Here is a 15,568-nt window from a genome sequence, read left to right on the forward strand (position 1 = left end):
GGCGCCCAGGACACTCCTGCGCCGACGTGGTCGCCGAACGCATCTGCGCATGATCCGTGACCTCGATCGCCACGGGGCCGACACTGAGGCCGAACGGCTCCGGGAGAGGGTGACGCAGGGCTCCGGTCGCAATTGACGGCTCACCAGAGAAGTCGGCATCGAGTCGGCGTCAGTCCCGCCGAGGGCCGTTCGACACCGCCATGGACCGCCAGGATCAAGAGCCGGGTACGGTCCGTATCCCGAGCGGCTGCGGCAGCAGTTCGAGCCGCCGATCTGCCTCCAGGTCGGCCAGGTACATGGGGCTGTAAGACGTTCTTGCAGTCCCTCTCTGCGGGCCCTTATGAGGCCGGTGGGCTGGCGGGGTGGTCACGGTTTGCCGGTTTGCCGTCATGGGGGTGGGTGAGCGAGGTGGTGTAGTCGGTGTCGTCGCCGGCTACGACGCGGCTGGGTTCTCCCTGTACCGAGACGGGGATGTCTCCGGCGATGCTGACGCGTTGCATCCGGCGGGGGTGCGGGTCGTAGTCCCGGACGGCGTAGTGCTCGGTGGAGCGGTTGTCCCAGAAGGCTACGTCTCCTTGGGCCCAGCGCCACCGTACGGCGCGTTCGGGGACGGGGATGTAGGTCCGGAGCAGTGTGAGCAGGGGCCGGGATTCTTCGGGTGTCCAGCCGACGAAGCGGCGGATGAACTTGCTGAGCAGCAGCAGTCGTTCGCCTGTTTCGGGGTGGACGCGGACGACCGGGTGTTCGGTGACGAAGGTGCGTGCTGTGAATGTCTCGCGCATCGCGTGGGCCTGGGGGCTGTCGTCGGAGCTCTGCGTCGGCGCGTTGTCGGGGGTGTTGGCATGGACGGCCCACAGGTTCTCTGCGAGGGTGCGCAGTTCCTTGGGCAGTGCGGTGTAGGCGGTGGCGGTGTTGGCCCATACGGTGTCGCCGCCGTAGGGCGGGAGGGATACCGCGCGGAGGATGGAGCCGAGCGGCGGACGTTGGATGAAGGTGACGTCGGCGTGCCAGAAGTCGGCGCGGAGTGGGGAGTTCTGGTAGTCGAGGTCGAGGATGGCGGGGGCGCCGTCGAGGGACGGCAGGGTGGGGTACGCGGTGGTGGGGGTGCCGAAGCGGCGGGCCAGGCGTTCTTGGGCCGGGCCGTCCAGGGCGTGTTGGTCTCGGAAGAAGATGACCTTGTGGGTGACGAGGGCGGTGCGGATGGCGGTGATGGTGTCCTGTGGCAGGTCCGAGGTGAGGTCGATGCCGCGGATCTCGGCGCCGATGTTGCCGGTGATCCTGACGATGTCCAGATCCTTGGCAGAGGGTGTGGTCATGGTGGGCTTGTCCCTCCGATGGAGTGCTGTCGGGTGGGGGTGGTCCGTGGGATGAGTCGTACGGGGAGCTCGGTGGGGTAGTGGAAGGGGCCGGCTCGGAAGTTGGCGGCCGGGTGAGCGGGGCCCGCAAGCACATAGCGTTGGGCCAGTGCGGTCAGGAGGAACTGCAGTTCTGTGAGGGCGAGTTGAGCGCCGACGCAGGCGTGCGGTCCGCCGCCGAAGGCGTGGTGCGGTTGTGGGGGGCGGTGGGGGTTCCAGGATGGCGATGCGCCGATGCGTGCGGGGTCGCGGTTGGCGGCGGCGAGCAGCAGCTGTACTCGGGCTCCCTTGGGGATCGCGGTGTCGCCCAGTGTGAGATCGCGGCGGGCGAAGCGGACCGTGCTGTGCAGTGGCGGGTGGAGCCGAAGGCTTTCGGTGACGACCGCTTCGGCGGGGATCGTGCCGCTGGCCACCTCGTCCCAGGTGTGCGGGTGGTGCTGCAGGCACCAGAGCAGGTTGCCGATGGCGGCCGCTGTCGTCTCCGTGCCGGCGGCCAGGAGCAGGAGGGCCGTGCGGATGGGTTCGGCCCGTCGGCCGACGGCGGAGTCGGGCGGGTCGCCGGCGCACAGGCGTTGCAGGAGTGAGCCGTGCGGCGCTCCGGTACGGACCGCGTGGCGGAGCCGGTCTGCGAGGATGTCCCGGGAGGCCAGTGCCGCTTGCATGCCGGTTCTCTGGTCGGCGATGTGGCCGATGACGGGCCTGAGTTGTTGCCAGATCCACGGCCATTGATGGTCCGGCAGACCCAGGACGCGGCAGATGACACGGGTCGGCAGGGGCTGGGCGAAAGTCTTGATCACGTCGACCGGCGTGCCGGTGGCGGCCCGCTCGATCAGGTCGTCGATCACGGGGATGACGGCCGTCTGGGTCCAGGTGGACATGTGGCGGGTGGTGAACCGTGAGACCCGTTGGCGGGCCGGTCGGTGTCCGGGGGCGTCCAGGTCGATCGCGGTGGGGCCGAACAGCTGGCGGGTCGCCCTGAAGGGGAAGCCGACGGCCAGCTCCGGGTGCCGCAGGCCGTGGTGGACATCGCTGTGCCGGGCCGCGTAGTACGTGTGCTCGGCCTGTCCGTAATGGAGTCCCGGACGCGCCAGCAGGGCCGCGTATCCCGGCCAGGGATCGGGGGATTCGAGCGGTGGGAGGGCTGCCTGCGCGCAGGGCCGCGGCGCGGTGGCGTGCGGGTCTGGGCCGGTCATGGTGGTCTCGTTTCCTCGGGCAGTGCGGCTGCCAGGACGGGGGCGGGGTCGGCGTGGACGAAGAAGTGATCGCCCGGCGTGATCCGCAGGCTCCAGCGGCCGGCGGTGTGGTGGTGCCACTGGGCGACCTCCGCTACCGGCACCAGGCGGTCCTCGGTGGCGGCGAACGCGGTGATCGGGCACGGGAGCGGGGCACGCCGGCGGGGGGCGTAGGTGTCGTAGATCTCCAAGTCCGTGCGGATGCGCGGTAGCCACAGCCTGGCCAGCCGTGGGTTGTCTGCCAGGGAGGGGGGCAGCCCTCCCAGGTGGTCCAGGGCTTTGAGCAGGTCGGGGCCGGGCAGGTGGTGCAGTGGTGGTGAGCTGCGGGGCAGGTGGGGTGCGGGGGCGGAGGCGACGATGAGGATGCGGGGGCCGGGGAGTCCCTGCTGGAGGAGCCAGTGCGCGGTCTCGAATGCCAGCAGGGCGCCCAGGCTGTGGCCGAAGAAGGCCCACGGCACGGTGTCCTTGCGGTCCGCCAGGGTGGGACCGAGCGCCTCCGCCACGGCCCGCGCGCTGCGCAGCGGCGGCTCGGTGACGCGGCTGTCTCTGCCGGGTGGCCGCACTGCGGCGATCCGCACGCCGGGGGGAGCCGCGGCAGCCCAGTTCAGGCAGCCGGCTGCTGAGCCGCCGGCGTGCGGGAAGCATAGGAGGTGCAGCCGCGGGAGAACCGTCTTGGGCCCCAGACAGATCCAGTCCGTGCTCGGTGTCATGGTGCACCTACCCGTCACTGCGTTCCCGACGTCGACGTCCGGTCGGCGCCCCGGACCGTTGTGTCGCGCGGTGTGGAGTCGGCCACGACGTCATGGATCCCGGCAAAGGTGTGGAAGGACTCCAGCTGGTAGTTCTCGACCACGATCTCCGTGCCGATGAGGTGTTCCAGGAAGACGATGAGTTCCACGACGGCGAGCGAATCCAGGATCCCCAGCTCGAACAGGTTGGAGTGGGGGGTGACGGCCGCCAAGTCAGCATCGGGGCGAAGGGTGGACAGGAACGCGCGCAAGCGCGCTTCGAGGTCTGGTCGACTCAGCATGGCTCTGTCTCTGTCTCTATCTCTGTCCCTGTCCCTGTCCGCGTCGGGGTGTCCCGGTCGTGTGCGGTACCGGGAAGCCACGAGGGCTCGGGGAGTGGGTGTTTCGTTGTCGAGTGCTTACACGGCCCACGGGGATTGGCCGCTGCCGGGTGTGCGGGAGTGTCTGGGGCGCCGCCTGGAGCCGCTGCGATCAGGCGCAGTGCCATTCCGTGCGCCGCGCGCCGGTCGAGCTTTCCCCCTACGGTTCGTGGCAGCGCGGGCACGACCAGCACGTAGGTGGGCTGCATGTACGGCGGCAGGCGCGTGCTGCACCAGGCGCGCAACTCCTCTTCCACGTGGTGGTGTTCCTCCCCGCCGGTGACCACGGCGACGAGGGCCGCCAAGCGGGTGCCCAGGTCGCCGTTCACGGTCACCACGAGGGCTTCGGTCACCGCGGGGTGTGCGGCCAGGTGCGACTCGACCTCCCCCAGCTCCACCCGATTGCCATGGATCTTGACTTGTAGGTCCTTGCGGCCGGCGAAGGTGAACAGCCCGTACCGCTCTCTGCGTAGCAAGTCGCCGGTGCGCAGGACGCGCTCGCCGCCTTCCGGATCTCCCGGCGGCGGGACCAGTGTGCGGCCGGTGGCGTCGGCGTCCAACCAGTAACCGGAGAACAACGCGTCGCTCCGCAGGAAGAGTTCGCCCGTCTCGCCCACGCCGACTTCGCGACCCGCGTCGTCGAGCACGAGCATCTCGGCTCCGGGATGGGCGGGGCCGATCGGCACCTGCCGCAGATCATCCGGGAGCGGGTCGGGGAGCTCCAGGAAAGAACAGGCAATGGACTCCGACTGCCCGAAGACGTTCACCAGTTGCACACCCGGCAACGCCTTCCACAACGCCCGCAACAGCTCGACAGGGTACGCCTCGCCGCCGATGACCAGCCCTCGCAGCGAGGTACACGCGGACAACTCCTGTGTGGCATGCCGCAACACCGGCGACCAGATCGAGGGAACCCCGCTCACATGGCTCACACCCATCCGCGCCAAGTGCTCCACGAAACGCCGGGGATGGCGCAGCAGCATCCGCGGAACCTGAACCAGCGTCCCGCCCGCACCCGTTGCCCAACCCAGGTCGAGCAGCGAAAAGTCGAAGTTCAGCGGGGCGAACGACGCGACGCGGTGCTGCGGCGAAGCCGGCAGCTGCCGGGCCATCCCCCGGAAGAAGGCCAGTGCGGCCCGGTGCGTCATCATGATGCCCTTGGGCCGCCCGGTGGTACCCGAGGTGAAGATCAAGTACGCGACGTCGTGCTCCGTCGGCGCGCCACGGACGCGCTCCGAAGAACCGGGGACACCGCCCGATACCGCCACGCCACCGGGCGACAACCGCATGCGCACCGGGATCTCGGCAGCCACCGGCTGACCCGCGGCCACGGCGTGAGCGGCTGGCCGAGCCGCCCCGGCGATCGCCGCCTTGCGAGCCAGGGGGACATCCGGAGCGACCGGCACGTAGATCGCACCAAGCAGCGAACACGCCACCAGGACCACCACCGCCTGGGGGATCGGGTCGCATTCGACCAGCACCCTGTCGCCGCGGCCGATCCCACGCTCCGCCAGTTCCGCGGCCAGGCACTCGGCACCGAGCGCCAGATCCTCGTACGTCAGGCACTCGTCCTCGCGCAGCACCGCCGCCTGGCCGGGCCTGGCCAGCCCGGCATGCAGGAAGTACTCGCCGATGGACCGCGGACAGCGGCTCATCGCGCCGTGGACCAGCGACATCGTGTCCTGCATCAAGCCCCCTTCGCTCATGCCCGATGCAACCGCAGTGAGGTCTGAGCCCGGGGGCCTGCGAACGCTGCGCAAGCCCACCGGCGTCATGAGCGGCTCCAGCGCCTGCCGGCCCGCGCCAGCGTGGCGCGCGCCTCCTCGCAGGCAACCGGCCGCACCGGCCCTAGGCACCCCATCGTCCGACGAGCTGCTCACCGGCCACGCCCACAGTCCGACAGAACCGGGAGCGGAAGAGAACGGTTACCGCCCAGTAGGTGCGTGAACGTGTTGAACGCGCTCCCGGGCTGCGGGCGCCTCTACGAGCTGCCGCGCCATCGACAGCGGACCGGACGGTTCGTCAGCGACGTGCGTGGGAGCGGTTGTCCGTCCCGCGATCCGGCTCTGTGGCACCGTCGAGGTGTGACTGAGCGCGCAAGCTGGCCCGTGAGTGGTCGAGTTGGCCTGGCGGGGCGTTGTGGCCGGCCCGCAATCAACGCCCCTGCGTAGCGGGAGGTTGTTCGGCGAACGAGGTGCGGTAGGCGCGCGGGCTGACTGACGGATCGTCCCGGAGACCCGATGGATTCATTGAGCCTCCCGGCCGACGTGAATTTTTTGACAGAATGCACTTGACCAGGGGTAGCGTCGAAGCCGATTGGCACGCAGCCGCACCGACTACGCGAAGAGCGTGTTGGCCACGGGCACCGGCAACCACTCGTGGATAATTCGAGCCGTGCAGACACATCTGGCGCTCTCCGTCATTGCAATTGTGGTCGCGTTGGCTTCTGCGGCGCTCAGCGTCTGGGGCGGATTGAGGTCCGTGAAACTGCAGGCGCGGATCAGGCAGCAGCAGGAGCGAATGGACCTGATGAAGCGATTCCGGAACCCACTGCTCTTGGCTGCATTCGATCTACAGAGCCGGATTTACAGTCTGCACAGGGATCAATTCATCTTCTTTCAGAACGGCACGGACGCCGAGAAGCGTTACGCCCGTCACAGCACACTCTTCGTCCTGGGTGAATACCTGGCCTGCATCGAACTCGTGCGTCGACACGTACAGTTCATCGAGGTGGGGACGACCAGCGAGAGTCGAACCACCCTCATGAAACATCTGACACAGATCAACGAGGTGCTGAGCGACTGGAGGAATCACGGCAAACTCTTCCGGGTGTTCCGTACGGAACAGCGGGCGATCGGCGAGATCATGCTCACTCCGACCACGGGGCCTGAGGCCGCCATCCCGATCGGATACGCAGAATTCTGCTCACGCCTGGCAAGGGATCCAAATTTCTCCGGATGGTTCGCGCAGTTGACCGATGATCTCGACCGGCTGGTTGAGAACCCGCAGGAGGGCACGCGTTTCCCTGCGCTGCAGCACCAGCTGATCGATTTGATCAACTTCCTTGACCCTGAATCCGAACGCTTTCCTGACTGGGACCGCAGCAAGATGCCCAAAGAGTCGGCGTGACCGGCGCCGTGGACAACTGAACATCCCAGCGCCCGACAACCTCAAAAGGTGCAGCCCGATCTGTCACCCCGCGGGCGCGGATGACGGCCTGCGTACCGCGATCACAGAGCTCAGCGTCGGCCGATGGACGACGATGCGGAACCTCCTGGCGGAGACCGGATCTCACTGGCCCGTGCGGCGTTACCGCACCCAGGTCCTCGGCATCCTGGCAGCCGGCGCCGACGTGGTGGAGGCATGGCTCACGGAGGAACCCGACCGCTACGACGCGCAGGTGATGCTCGCCCGAGTCGCAGCGGAGCGCGCAGTGCGCTCACACCGGCAACGACACGCGGCTGCCTGGGGATTGGAGTACCGGGCTCGGTGCGCGGCGTCATTCGCGCCGGCCGGGAGCCGTCCGATCCGGTGCCGTGGCTGTGTCGGCTCTCGCTGGCGCAGATCGATGTGCGGCAGGTGTGGGGAGAGCACCGTGAGCAGGCGGCCGAGCCCATGCTGCCGACGGATCCGTCGGCGCTGTTGCACCAGGTCGCACCACGTGATCCCGGCAAACCGAGAGGGGTACCACCGGATGGTGAAGACCGCCGTACTGCCCGGCGTCTCCCACTCACGGGCTCCCACAGTCCACACCGCCGGACCTCGCCAGTCACCTCACCGCGTTCCTGTCCGGCGACTGAGGCTCCCGGGCCTCACCCCGCCTTCTCGATCAGTGCGTGGCGGATGAGGAACTTGCCCGGTTCCCGGACCTGTTCGAAGGCCGCGTTGTTGAGCAGGACGCAACTGCCGGAGACCGAGGTGACCTTCACCGTCGTGGACTTCTTGTTGTCCAGGTTGGTGACCTTCAGGGTCGTCCCCGCCGGGAACTGGTCGCTGGACGCGGCCGGGGCACCGCCCTCGCCGGAGAGCGTAACGGTGGAGCCGTTGCAGACCTGCTGACCGGATGCGGCACCACCACCCGCGGCACCGCCTCCGCCGGCGGCGGACTGCGAGGGCTGTGCGCTCGCCTGGGCGCCGCCAGGCTGCTGCTGCCCCGTCTGGGAGCCCTGAGCCGACTCCCCAACGGTGCAACCGGCCGCCTTCTGCTGGACCTTGATCTGCGCGACGACCGCCTGCCGGTTGGCGATCCGGGCCGCCGACTGGGCGTCCGGACTCGCCTGCTGCCCGGCGATGAACCGCTCGTTGTTGCCGAGAGCGGTGGCGAGCCCCTGGCAGACGGTCGAGTCCCCGGCCGACAGCGTCTTCGCGTGCTGCGCGGGCTGGGCGGCGTTGGACGTGGTGGCGAGTGCGAAGGCCCCACCGCCCGCCACCGCCGCGGCACCGACGAGCAGCGCGATCGTCTTCTTCGGACCGAGAGTTCTCCTGTGCGACATGCGTGCCTCCTGAAGAGGTAGGGGAACGTACGTCGCAACGTACGAGATACCGAACGAGGCGACTCAGCGACTGCTGGAATCGTTGATCTCTCCGCAAACCCCGGCGGCAGCAGCATCAAGTGTGCTACCAGGGGTCCGTTAGGTCTCAGTGAATCTTGTGTGTTGTCGCTGGTGGGAGGGTGGTATCGGGCGGTGGCAGGTGGTGCAGATACCGGTCGAGCACCTCAGTAGGTCGTGGATGGCATCCAGGACCTGGTAGAGGGTGAGGCCAGGGCGGGGCCTTTGGGGGAGAGCCGTTGTTCGGCGAGGAAGGCGGGATCGCATGGGTCCGCGTGAGCCCTGCCGCCAGGTGGCCTCGGCGCATGCCTGGCGCCCCAGTCCGGCCGCGAGGTCGGCCAAGGAATGCGGGGCCTGGCGGTAGCGGGGCTGCGGCCGACATCCGATCGTCCCCTTGCGGGGCGGCGCGAGGGGCACGGCATCGAAGGGATGAACCGTGACATCGGAGCGGACGGCCAGTACGCCCGGCGGCCGGGGAGGCGGCGGAGCCAGTCGTCGGATGGGCCGACTCCCCAACGTGAGGCGCCATCGGCCCGTCGTAGGTGATCTCGCCGGTCTCCGGCACTTCCGAGGATGCCAACGGTCATGTCGCGACCGCCGTCCGGGCACAGGCCGCGCGGTGCCGAGCATGGCATGCGGCACTGGCAACGCAGCCTGATGAGGAGGATGCCGATGATGAAAGTCGCCGAGTGCACTTCTGCGCATGTTCCGTGACCTCGATCGCCACGGGGTCGATACTGAGGCCGAACGGCTCCGGGAGAGGGTGACGCAAGGCTCCGGTCGCAATTGACTGCTCGTCAGAGAGGTCGACATCGAGTCGGCGTCAGTCCCGCCGAGGGCCGCTCGACACCGCCATGGACCGCCACGATCAAGAGCCGGGCACAAGTCCGGGCATAAGTGCCGTGACCAGCGGAAACACTGCTCAGAGGCCAAGGCTGCCAGTCTCACCAGGAGGTACCCGTGAAGATGCTGATCAATGTCGCCGAGACCGTGGTGGCGGACGCCCTGCGCGGGATGGCCGTGGCCCACCCCGAGCTGGTGGTGGACGTGGAGCAGCGGGTGATCGTCCGTCGGGACGCGCCGGTGGCGGGGAAGGTGGCGCTGGTGTCCGGAGGCGGTAGTGGGCACGAGCCGCTGCACGGCGGGTTCGTCGGGCCGGGGATGCTGGACGGCGCCTGCCCCGGGGAGGTGTTCACCTCGCCGGTGCCGGAACAGATGGTGCGGGCCGCGGCGGCGGTGGACAGCGGGCACGGGGTGCTGTTCGTGGTCAAGAACTACACCGGGGACCTGCTCAATTTCCAGATGGCGGCCGAGCTGGCGGAGGACGAGGGGGTCCAGGTCGCCAGTGTGCTGGTCGATGACGACGTCGCGGTCACCGACTCGACCTTCACGGCGGGGCGGCGCGGCACCGGCGCGACCCTGTTCGTGGAGAAGATCGCGGGGGCGGCGGCGGAGGACGGGATGCCGCTGGAGCGGGTGGAGGCGGTGGCCCGCCGGGTCGTGGAGTCGTCACGGAGCTTCGGTGTGGCGCTGAGTGCCTGTACGACGCCGGCGAAGGGCAGCCCGACGTTCGATCTGCCGCCCGGTGAGCTGGAGTTGGGGGTGGGCATCCACGGCGAGCCGGGGCGGGAGCGGCGGCCGATGATGACCTCGGGCGAGATCGCGGACTATGCGCTGGACGTGATTCTGGAGGACCTGCAACCGCGGCTCCCGGTACTGGTGCTGGTGAACGGGATGGGGGGCACCCCGCTCTTGGAGCTCTACGGCTTCTCCGCGGAGGTGCGGCGGGTGCTCGACGAACGGGAGGTGCCGGTAGCCCGTACGTTGGTGGGGAACTATGTGACGTCCCTGGACATGGCCGGCTGCTCGGTGACGCTGTGCCAGGTGGACGGGGAGTTGCTGCGGTGGTGGGATGCCCCGGTCGCCACGGCGGGGCTGCGCTGGGGGCGCTGAGCGGCGCCGCGGCCGTGTGCGCGGGCGGGTTGCGGTGCGTCGCCGGCGTGGTGCCGGCGGACGGGACGGGTGAGACCGGTGGGAAAAGGAGCAGTGGGTGTCCGAGGCAATCCTTGACGCGGGTTTTTTCGTGCGGTGGATGACGGCGGCGGCCGGTCTGGTCGACCGGGAGGCGAAGCGGCTCACCGAGTTGGACTCGGCGATCGGGGACGCCGATCACGGGAGCAACATGCAGCGGGGGTTCGCCGCCGTGGTGACCACGCTGACCGCACGGCCGCCGGAGACACCGGGGGCCGTACTGACGGCCGCGGGGCGGCAGTTGATCTCGACGGTGGGCGGGGCGTCCGGGCCGCTGTACGGGACGCTGCTGCGGCGGGCCGGGAAGAGTCTGGGCGAGGCGCCGCAGGTGACGGCGGCGGAGTTGCGGGCGGGGCTGGACGCCGGTGTGGCGGCCGTGGGTCAGCTCGGGGGCGCGCGGACCGGGGACAAGACGATGCTGGACGCGCTGGTGCCCGGCGTCCAGGCGCTGGAGACGTCCTTCGACGCGGCGGCCACCGCGTCCGAGGAGGGGGCGCTGGCCACCGTGCCGATACTGGCCAGGAAGGGGCGCGCCAGCTATCTCGGGGAACGCAGTATCGGTCATCAGGATCCGGGGGCGACGTCGTCGGCGCTGCTGTTCGCAGCCCTGGCGGAGGTGGCGCGATGAGCGGCGGTCCGTTGGTCGGGGTGGTGCTGGTGTCGCACAGCAAGGAGGTCGCCGAATCCGTGGCGGCCCTCGCGGTGGGGCTGGCCGGCGGGGGCACGACGGCGCCGGTGGCCGCGGCCGGCGGGACGCCGGACGGCGGGCTCGGGACGAGCACGGAGCTGATCGCCGCGGCGGCGCGGGAGGTGGACCGGGGCGCGGGGGTGGCGCTGCTGGTGGACCTCGGTAGTGCGGTGCTGACGGTGAAGGCGATGATCGCGGAGGGGGACGAACTGCCGGACGGAGCACGGCTGGTGGACGCGCCGTTCGTGGAGGGGGCGGTGGCCGCCGTGGTCGGCGCGTCGGCCGGGGCGGACCTGGCGGCGGTCGCCGCGGCGGCCGGGGAGGCGTACGGCTACCGCAAGGAGTGAGCCGGGGCGCCACCGAGGGCGGGATCTGTCCGGTGGGTCAGGGTTTGCGGGCCACGGCGGCGTAGCTGGCGGCCTCGGCGTCGGTGACGTGGGTGGCGTCCTCGGGGTGGTCGGGGCGCCATTGGTGGGAGAGGGCGACGCCGGGGTCCAGCAGCTCCCAGCCGTCGAAGAAGCGGAGGAACTCGGCGCGGGTGCGGAACTGGAGGGTGGTGCCGGCGTCGCGGTAGATCTTGATGATCTTGTCCATCGTCCCGGGGCTGAAGTCCGGGGTGGCATGGGTCATCGCCAGGGTGCTGCCGCTGGGGAGGGCGGACTTGAGGGCCTCGACGATGGTGTGTGCGCGGTCGCGTCCGTCGTCGGTGACGAAGTGCATCAGGGCGTTGAGACTGAGTGCGACCGGTTGGGTCAGGTCGAGGGTTTCGCGAAGTTGTGGTGCGGTCAGGATGCTGTCGGGTTCCGTGACATCGGCCTGTACGTACGCGGTCCGGCCCTCGGGGGTGCTCAGGAGCAGGGCGGCGGCGTGCGCGAGGACGATGGGGTCGTTGTCGGTGTAGACGATTCGGGCGTCGGCGGCGATGCCCTGGGCGATGTCGTGCAGGTTCGGCGGGGTGGGGATGCCGGTGCCGATGTCCAGGAACTGGCGCAGGCCCGCGCGCGCGAGGTGGCGGGTGGTGCGGTGCATGAACTCGCGGTTGATCCGGGCGGCCACCAGAGCCGCGGGGAAGACGCCCAGGACGCTGCCGGCGGCCATCCGGTCGGCGAGGAAGTTGGTCTTGCCGCCGAGCATGTAGTCGTAGATCCGGGACGAGTGCGCCCGGTCCAGTTGCAGGTCCACGACCGGCTCGTGTGCGCTCATGGTGTGCCGCCTCCCCGGCGCCGGGAGCCTCGCGTGCCCGGCTGGCAGAGCCCTGCCCCGGACCGGGCCGGATCATGCGACGGGGAGCGATCATGCGATGTCCCGATCCGGTCGGCCCGGGATCACGGTCAATGACAGTCAGTCACCTGGGGTGTGTGCCTGACCAAACTTCGTCATGGGTAGTCATACGAATACGGAGCGCAGGATTATTTGCGTCCGGGTGCCACAAAACGGCTCGGTTTCCTGTTCATTGGAAGGTGAGGGCAAACCACCTTCCTGCTGCGGTCGCCGTTCCCGGCGCCACCGCGGCGGTGCACGGCGAACGGAACGAGGACAGCGCGTGAGCAGAGACCGGGACCGACATCCGCCGGCGTGGAGCCCGGCCCGCGCTGCCACAGTGGAGATAGCCATCGGCCCGCAGGAATCCGACGGATCGTTATCGATCACCTTCGAGGCGTTCCTGGCGACCCACGCCCGGAAATGGTTCACCTACGCCTATCTGCACACCGGCAGCGAAGCCGCGGCCCGCGAGGTGACCCGCGCGGCGTACGGGCGGCTCGGCCGGGTGTGGCCGCACGCGCTGCGGCAGGCGTCGGTGGAGGCGTACGCCTGGTCGGTGCTCAAGGAGCGGGTGGTGGAGTGGCTCTACGACCACCAGCAGCCCACCGCACTGACCGAGACCGCCGCCTTCGCGGTCGTCACCCATGCGCTGCTGCGCGAGTGCCAGCAGCAGTTCGCCATGCTGGAGAGCCAGTTGGGGCTCTACGCGGCGATCTCCCGGCTGCCGGAGCGGCAGTGCGACGTGATCGTGTTGCGGCATGTCATCGGGTACAGCGACGCGCAGATCGCCGCGCTGCTCGGGGTGGACGAGGTCACCGTGCGCTCGTACGCGAGCCGGGGCAAGCGCAAGCTCGCCGGCGCGCTGGGAATCGACCAGGGATAGCTCGGGGAAACGGAAATGGGGGAACGGACCATGCGGTACAGCGATCCGCTCGAACGCCGGGAGACCGTCGAGACACTGCTCAGCGCCGCCGCCGCGGTGGCCGGCATCGACGGGCTGGCCGGCTTCGGCGATCTCGACGAGGCGGGCACACTCGACGGCCTCGGCCACCGGGGCACCCGCGCGGGGGTGCGGGACCGGCGGGCGGGCGCGGCGCCCGCGGCGGCGCCGCCGATCGTCCGGCCGGACCTCGGGGCGCCCAGCGGCTACCCGAGCGCCCGTGACGAGGCCACGCACGAGCTCCAGCTCGCCTGTGCGCTGGTCGTCAACGCGGCGGCGGCCGCGGCCAGTCTGGAGCGGCTGGTGAACGACCACCACATCGACCCCGAGGGCGCGCTGGTCTTCGCCTGTCTGCTGCACATCACGGGGCGCACCGACGCGGCGCACTTCTGGTGGCACTTCGGCGCCGGCGCCGGCAGCCGCACCGCCGCCTACTGCCTGTATCTCGCCCACCGCCGCGACGGCGAGTTCCGCGACGCCGCCTACTGGCGCGAGCAGGCGGCGCACGCGCCCGACGAGGATCGCCGGGCGGTGGCCGCGTTCGACGAGAAGCAGCTGCTGCCGGACGACGCCCGGCACAACCTCCTCGTGCAGTGGCACAGCGGGCTGGCGCCCACCCTGCCGGCCGCGCTGGAGAGCGTGATCAGCCAGCTGGTGGTGGAGGGCGACGACGAGGACTTCGGGGAGATCCCGCGTCCGTCACCGACCCTGGTCCGCGACCTGGGGCGCGCCCTGCGCTAGGTGTGGTGTCCGGACGGGGTGGTGATGTCGCGCCGCCCGGCCGGTCGCCGCCCGGCTAAAGGAAGTTGACGCCCTGCGCCAGTGGCAGTTCCGCCGAGTAGTTGACGGTGTTGGTGGCCCGGCGCATGTAGGCGCGCCAGGCGTCGGAGCCGGACTCCCGGCCGCCGCCGGTCTCCTTCTCGCCGCCGAACGCACCGCCGATCTCCGCGCCCGAGGTGCCGATGTTGACGTTGGCGATGCCGCAGTCGGAGCCGTCGGCGGCCAGGAAGCGTTCGGCCTCCCGCTGGTCGCGGGTGAAGATGCTGGAGGAGAGTCCCTGCGGGACGCCGTTGTGCAGGGCGATGGCCTCGTCGAGCGTGCGGTAGGTCAGGACGTAGAGGATCGGCGCGAAGGTCTCGGTGCGGACGATCTCGGTCTGGTCGGGCATCCGGACGAGGGCGGGGCGGAGGTAGGCGGCGTCCGGGGCCTCGGCGGTCAGGCAGCGGTCGCCGCCGGCGAGGAGTTTGCCGCCGTCGCGCTGGGCGGCGGCGAGCGCCTCGGCCATCGCCGTCCCGGCGGCGGGGTTGACGAGCGGGCCGACGAGGGTCGCCACGTCGAACGGGTCGCCGAGCGGGAGTTGGCCGTAGGCGCGCACGATCCGCTCGATCAGCGGTTCGGCGACGTCCTCGTGGACGATCAGCCGGCGCAGCGTCGTACAGCGCTGCCCGGCGGTCCCGGCGGCGGCGAAGACGATGCCGCGTACGGCGAGGTCGAGGTCGGCGGAGGGGGTGACGACGGCGGCGTTGTTGCCGCCGAGTTCCAGCAGGCAGCGGCCGAACCGCGCGGCCACCCGCGGGGCGACCTGCCGGCCCATCCGCACCGAGCCGGTCGCGCTGACCAGCGCCACCCGGGGGTCGTCGGCCAGCAGTTCGCCCCACTCCCGGCCGCCGAGCAGGAGGTGGTGGACACCGGCCGGTGCGCCGGTGTCGGCCGCGGCCCTGGCCAGCAGCGCGGTGCACGCGAGTGCGGTCAGCGGGGTCAGCTCGGACGGCTTCCAGACGACCGGGTCGCCGCAGACCAGGGCGACGGCGGTGTTCCAGGACCACACGGCGACCGGGAAGTTGAAGGCGGAGATCACCCCGGCGACGCCGAGCGGGTGCCAGGTCTCGGAGAGCCGGTGGCCGGGGCGTTCGCCGGCGATGGTGCGGCCGTAGAGCTGCCGGGAGAGGCCCACCGCGAAGTCGCAGATGTCGATCATCTCGCGTACCTCGCCGAGCGCTTCGGAACGGATCTTGCCGGCCTCGATGGTGACCAGGTCGGCGAGGTCCTCCTGGTGGGCGGTGAGCAGTTCGCCGAGCCGCTTGACGAGGGCGCCGCGCACGGGGGCGGGGACGGTGCGCCAGGTGAGGAAGGTGCGGTGGGCCTCGGCGAGCGCCGCCTCGGCCTGGTCGGGGGTGGTGGCCGGGAGCTGGGCGAGGGTGGCGCCGGTGAGCGGGGTGCGGGCGGCGAGGGTGGGGCCGGCGGCGGCTCCGGCGGCGTGGGTGTCGAGGTCGGCGGCGCCGCAGCGGCGCAGCGCGGACGAGGCGCGGGCGCGCAGCGCGGCGGTGTCGGGCAGGCGCGCGGCGGAGGGGTCGGCGGTGGGCGGGGTCATCAGGCAACTCCTTGCTGGATAAGTGACTTG

At 70.4% G+C, this 15,568-nt stretch carries 14 protein-coding genes and 1 pseudogene; 6 read left to right on the forward strand and 9 right to left on the reverse strand.

The annotated features are described in order from the left end of the window. Positions 1-338 precede the first annotated feature (338 nt). Genes ACO1BR_RS11850 through ACO1BR_RS11870 form a run of 5 tightly spaced genes read right to left on the reverse strand, consistent with a single transcriptional unit; the run spans position 339 to position 5,470 of the window. On the reverse strand, positions 339-1,316 hold the full coding sequence (locus tag ACO1BR_RS11850; protein WP_426795007.1) for a TauD/TfdA dioxygenase family protein: 978 nt from the start codon (positions 1,314-1,316) through the stop codon (positions 339-341). Continuing rightward, positions 1,313-2,548 (reverse strand): cytochrome P450, encoded by a 1,236-nt coding sequence (locus ACO1BR_RS11855; protein WP_426795008.1) that lies wholly within the window; start codon positions 2,546-2,548, stop codon positions 1,313-1,315. The genes ACO1BR_RS11850 and ACO1BR_RS11855 overlap by 4 nt, the downstream gene beginning before the upstream one ends. Then, positions 2,545-3,297, reverse strand: a complete 753-nt coding sequence (locus ACO1BR_RS11860) for a thioesterase II family protein (protein ID WP_426795009.1) — start codon at positions 3,295-3,297, stop codon at positions 2,545-2,547. Before ACO1BR_RS11860 ends, ACO1BR_RS11855 begins: the two co-directional genes overlap by 4 nt. Before the next feature lie 14 nt (positions 3,298-3,311). Beyond that, positions 3,312-3,617: an acyl carrier protein gene (locus ACO1BR_RS11865; protein WP_426795010.1), complete on the reverse strand. Its 306-nt coding sequence runs from the start codon at positions 3,615-3,617 to the stop codon at positions 3,312-3,314. Continuing rightward, positions 3,611-5,470, reverse strand: a complete 1,860-nt coding sequence (locus ACO1BR_RS11870) for an amino acid adenylation domain-containing protein (RefSeq protein WP_426795011.1) — start codon at positions 5,468-5,470, stop codon at positions 3,611-3,613. The genes ACO1BR_RS11865 and ACO1BR_RS11870 overlap by 7 nt, the downstream gene beginning before the upstream one ends. Before the next feature lie 619 nt (positions 5,471-6,089). On the opposite strand from ACO1BR_RS11870, the gene ACO1BR_RS11875 reads away from it, so the two are divergent. After that, positions 6,090-6,824 (forward strand): hypothetical protein, encoded by a 735-nt coding sequence (locus ACO1BR_RS11875; protein ID WP_426795012.1) that lies wholly within the window; start codon positions 6,090-6,092, stop codon positions 6,822-6,824. Between the two features lie 683 nt (positions 6,825-7,507). Here the strand turns inward: ACO1BR_RS11875 and ACO1BR_RS11880 are convergent. Both ACO1BR_RS11880 and ACO1BR_RS11885 read right to left on the reverse strand, forming a co-directional pair. After that, on the reverse strand, positions 7,508-8,188 hold the full coding sequence (locus ACO1BR_RS11880) for a hypothetical protein (protein ID WP_426795013.1): 681 nt from the start codon (positions 8,186-8,188) through the stop codon (positions 7,508-7,510). 315 nt (positions 8,189-8,503) lie between these two features. After that, positions 8,504-8,707 (reverse strand): annotated as a pseudogene (locus ACO1BR_RS11885) (transposase); the annotation flags it as partial. A gap of 498 nt (positions 8,708-9,205) precedes the next feature. Here ACO1BR_RS11885 and dhaK point away from each other — a divergent pair. From dhaK to ACO1BR_RS11900, 3 genes are all read left to right on the forward strand, one after another. Then, entirely contained in the window at positions 9,206-10,198 is a 993-nt protein-coding gene (dhaK, locus tag ACO1BR_RS11890) for a dihydroxyacetone kinase subunit DhaK (protein WP_426795014.1), read from the forward strand. A 109-nt stretch (positions 10,199-10,307) separates the two neighbouring features. Continuing rightward, positions 10,308-10,904, forward strand: coding sequence for a dihydroxyacetone kinase subunit DhaL (gene dhaL / locus ACO1BR_RS11895; RefSeq protein ID WP_426795143.1), 597 nt, complete (start codon positions 10,308-10,310; stop codon positions 10,902-10,904). Next, positions 10,901-11,311 carry a PTS-dependent dihydroxyacetone kinase phosphotransferase subunit DhaM gene (locus ACO1BR_RS11900; protein ID WP_426795015.1) on the forward strand — a complete coding sequence of 137 codons (411 nt, stop codon included), beginning with the start codon at positions 10,901-10,903 and terminating at the stop codon, positions 11,309-11,311. Before dhaL ends, ACO1BR_RS11900 begins: the two co-directional genes overlap by 4 nt. 37 nt (positions 11,312-11,348) lie before the next feature. Here ACO1BR_RS11900 and ACO1BR_RS11905 read toward each other — a convergent pair whose 3' ends face one another. Next, a complete protein-coding gene (locus tag ACO1BR_RS11905) occupies positions 11,349-12,167 on the reverse strand; it encodes an SAM-dependent methyltransferase (RefSeq protein ID WP_426795016.1) in 819 nt (272 codons plus the stop codon). A 340-nt stretch (positions 12,168-12,507) separates the two neighbouring features. Here ACO1BR_RS11905 and ACO1BR_RS11910 point away from each other — a divergent pair, with 340 nt between their 5' ends. Together ACO1BR_RS11910 and ACO1BR_RS11915 are read left to right on the forward strand one after the other, a co-directional pair. Further along, entirely contained in the window at positions 12,508-13,110 is a 603-nt protein-coding gene (locus tag ACO1BR_RS11910) for an RNA polymerase sigma factor (protein ID WP_426795017.1), read from the forward strand. 15 nt (positions 13,111-13,125) lie between these two features. After that, positions 13,126-13,908: a hypothetical protein gene (locus ACO1BR_RS11915; protein WP_426795018.1), complete on the forward strand. Its 783-nt coding sequence runs from the start codon at positions 13,126-13,128 to the stop codon at positions 13,906-13,908. A 55-nt stretch (positions 13,909-13,963) separates the two neighbouring features. Here the strand turns inward: ACO1BR_RS11915 and amaB are convergent, their stop codons facing one another. After that, on the reverse strand, positions 13,964-15,538 hold the full coding sequence (amaB, locus tag ACO1BR_RS11920; RefSeq protein ID WP_426795019.1) for an L-piperidine-6-carboxylate dehydrogenase: 1,575 nt from the start codon (positions 15,536-15,538) through the stop codon (positions 13,964-13,966). Between the last annotated feature and the right edge of the window lie 30 nt (positions 15,539-15,568).

The sequence above is a fragment of the Streptomyces sp. YGL11-2 genome (genome assembly GCF_050054615.1).
GTDB lineage: Bacteria > Actinomycetota > Actinomycetes > Streptomycetales > Streptomycetaceae > Streptomyces.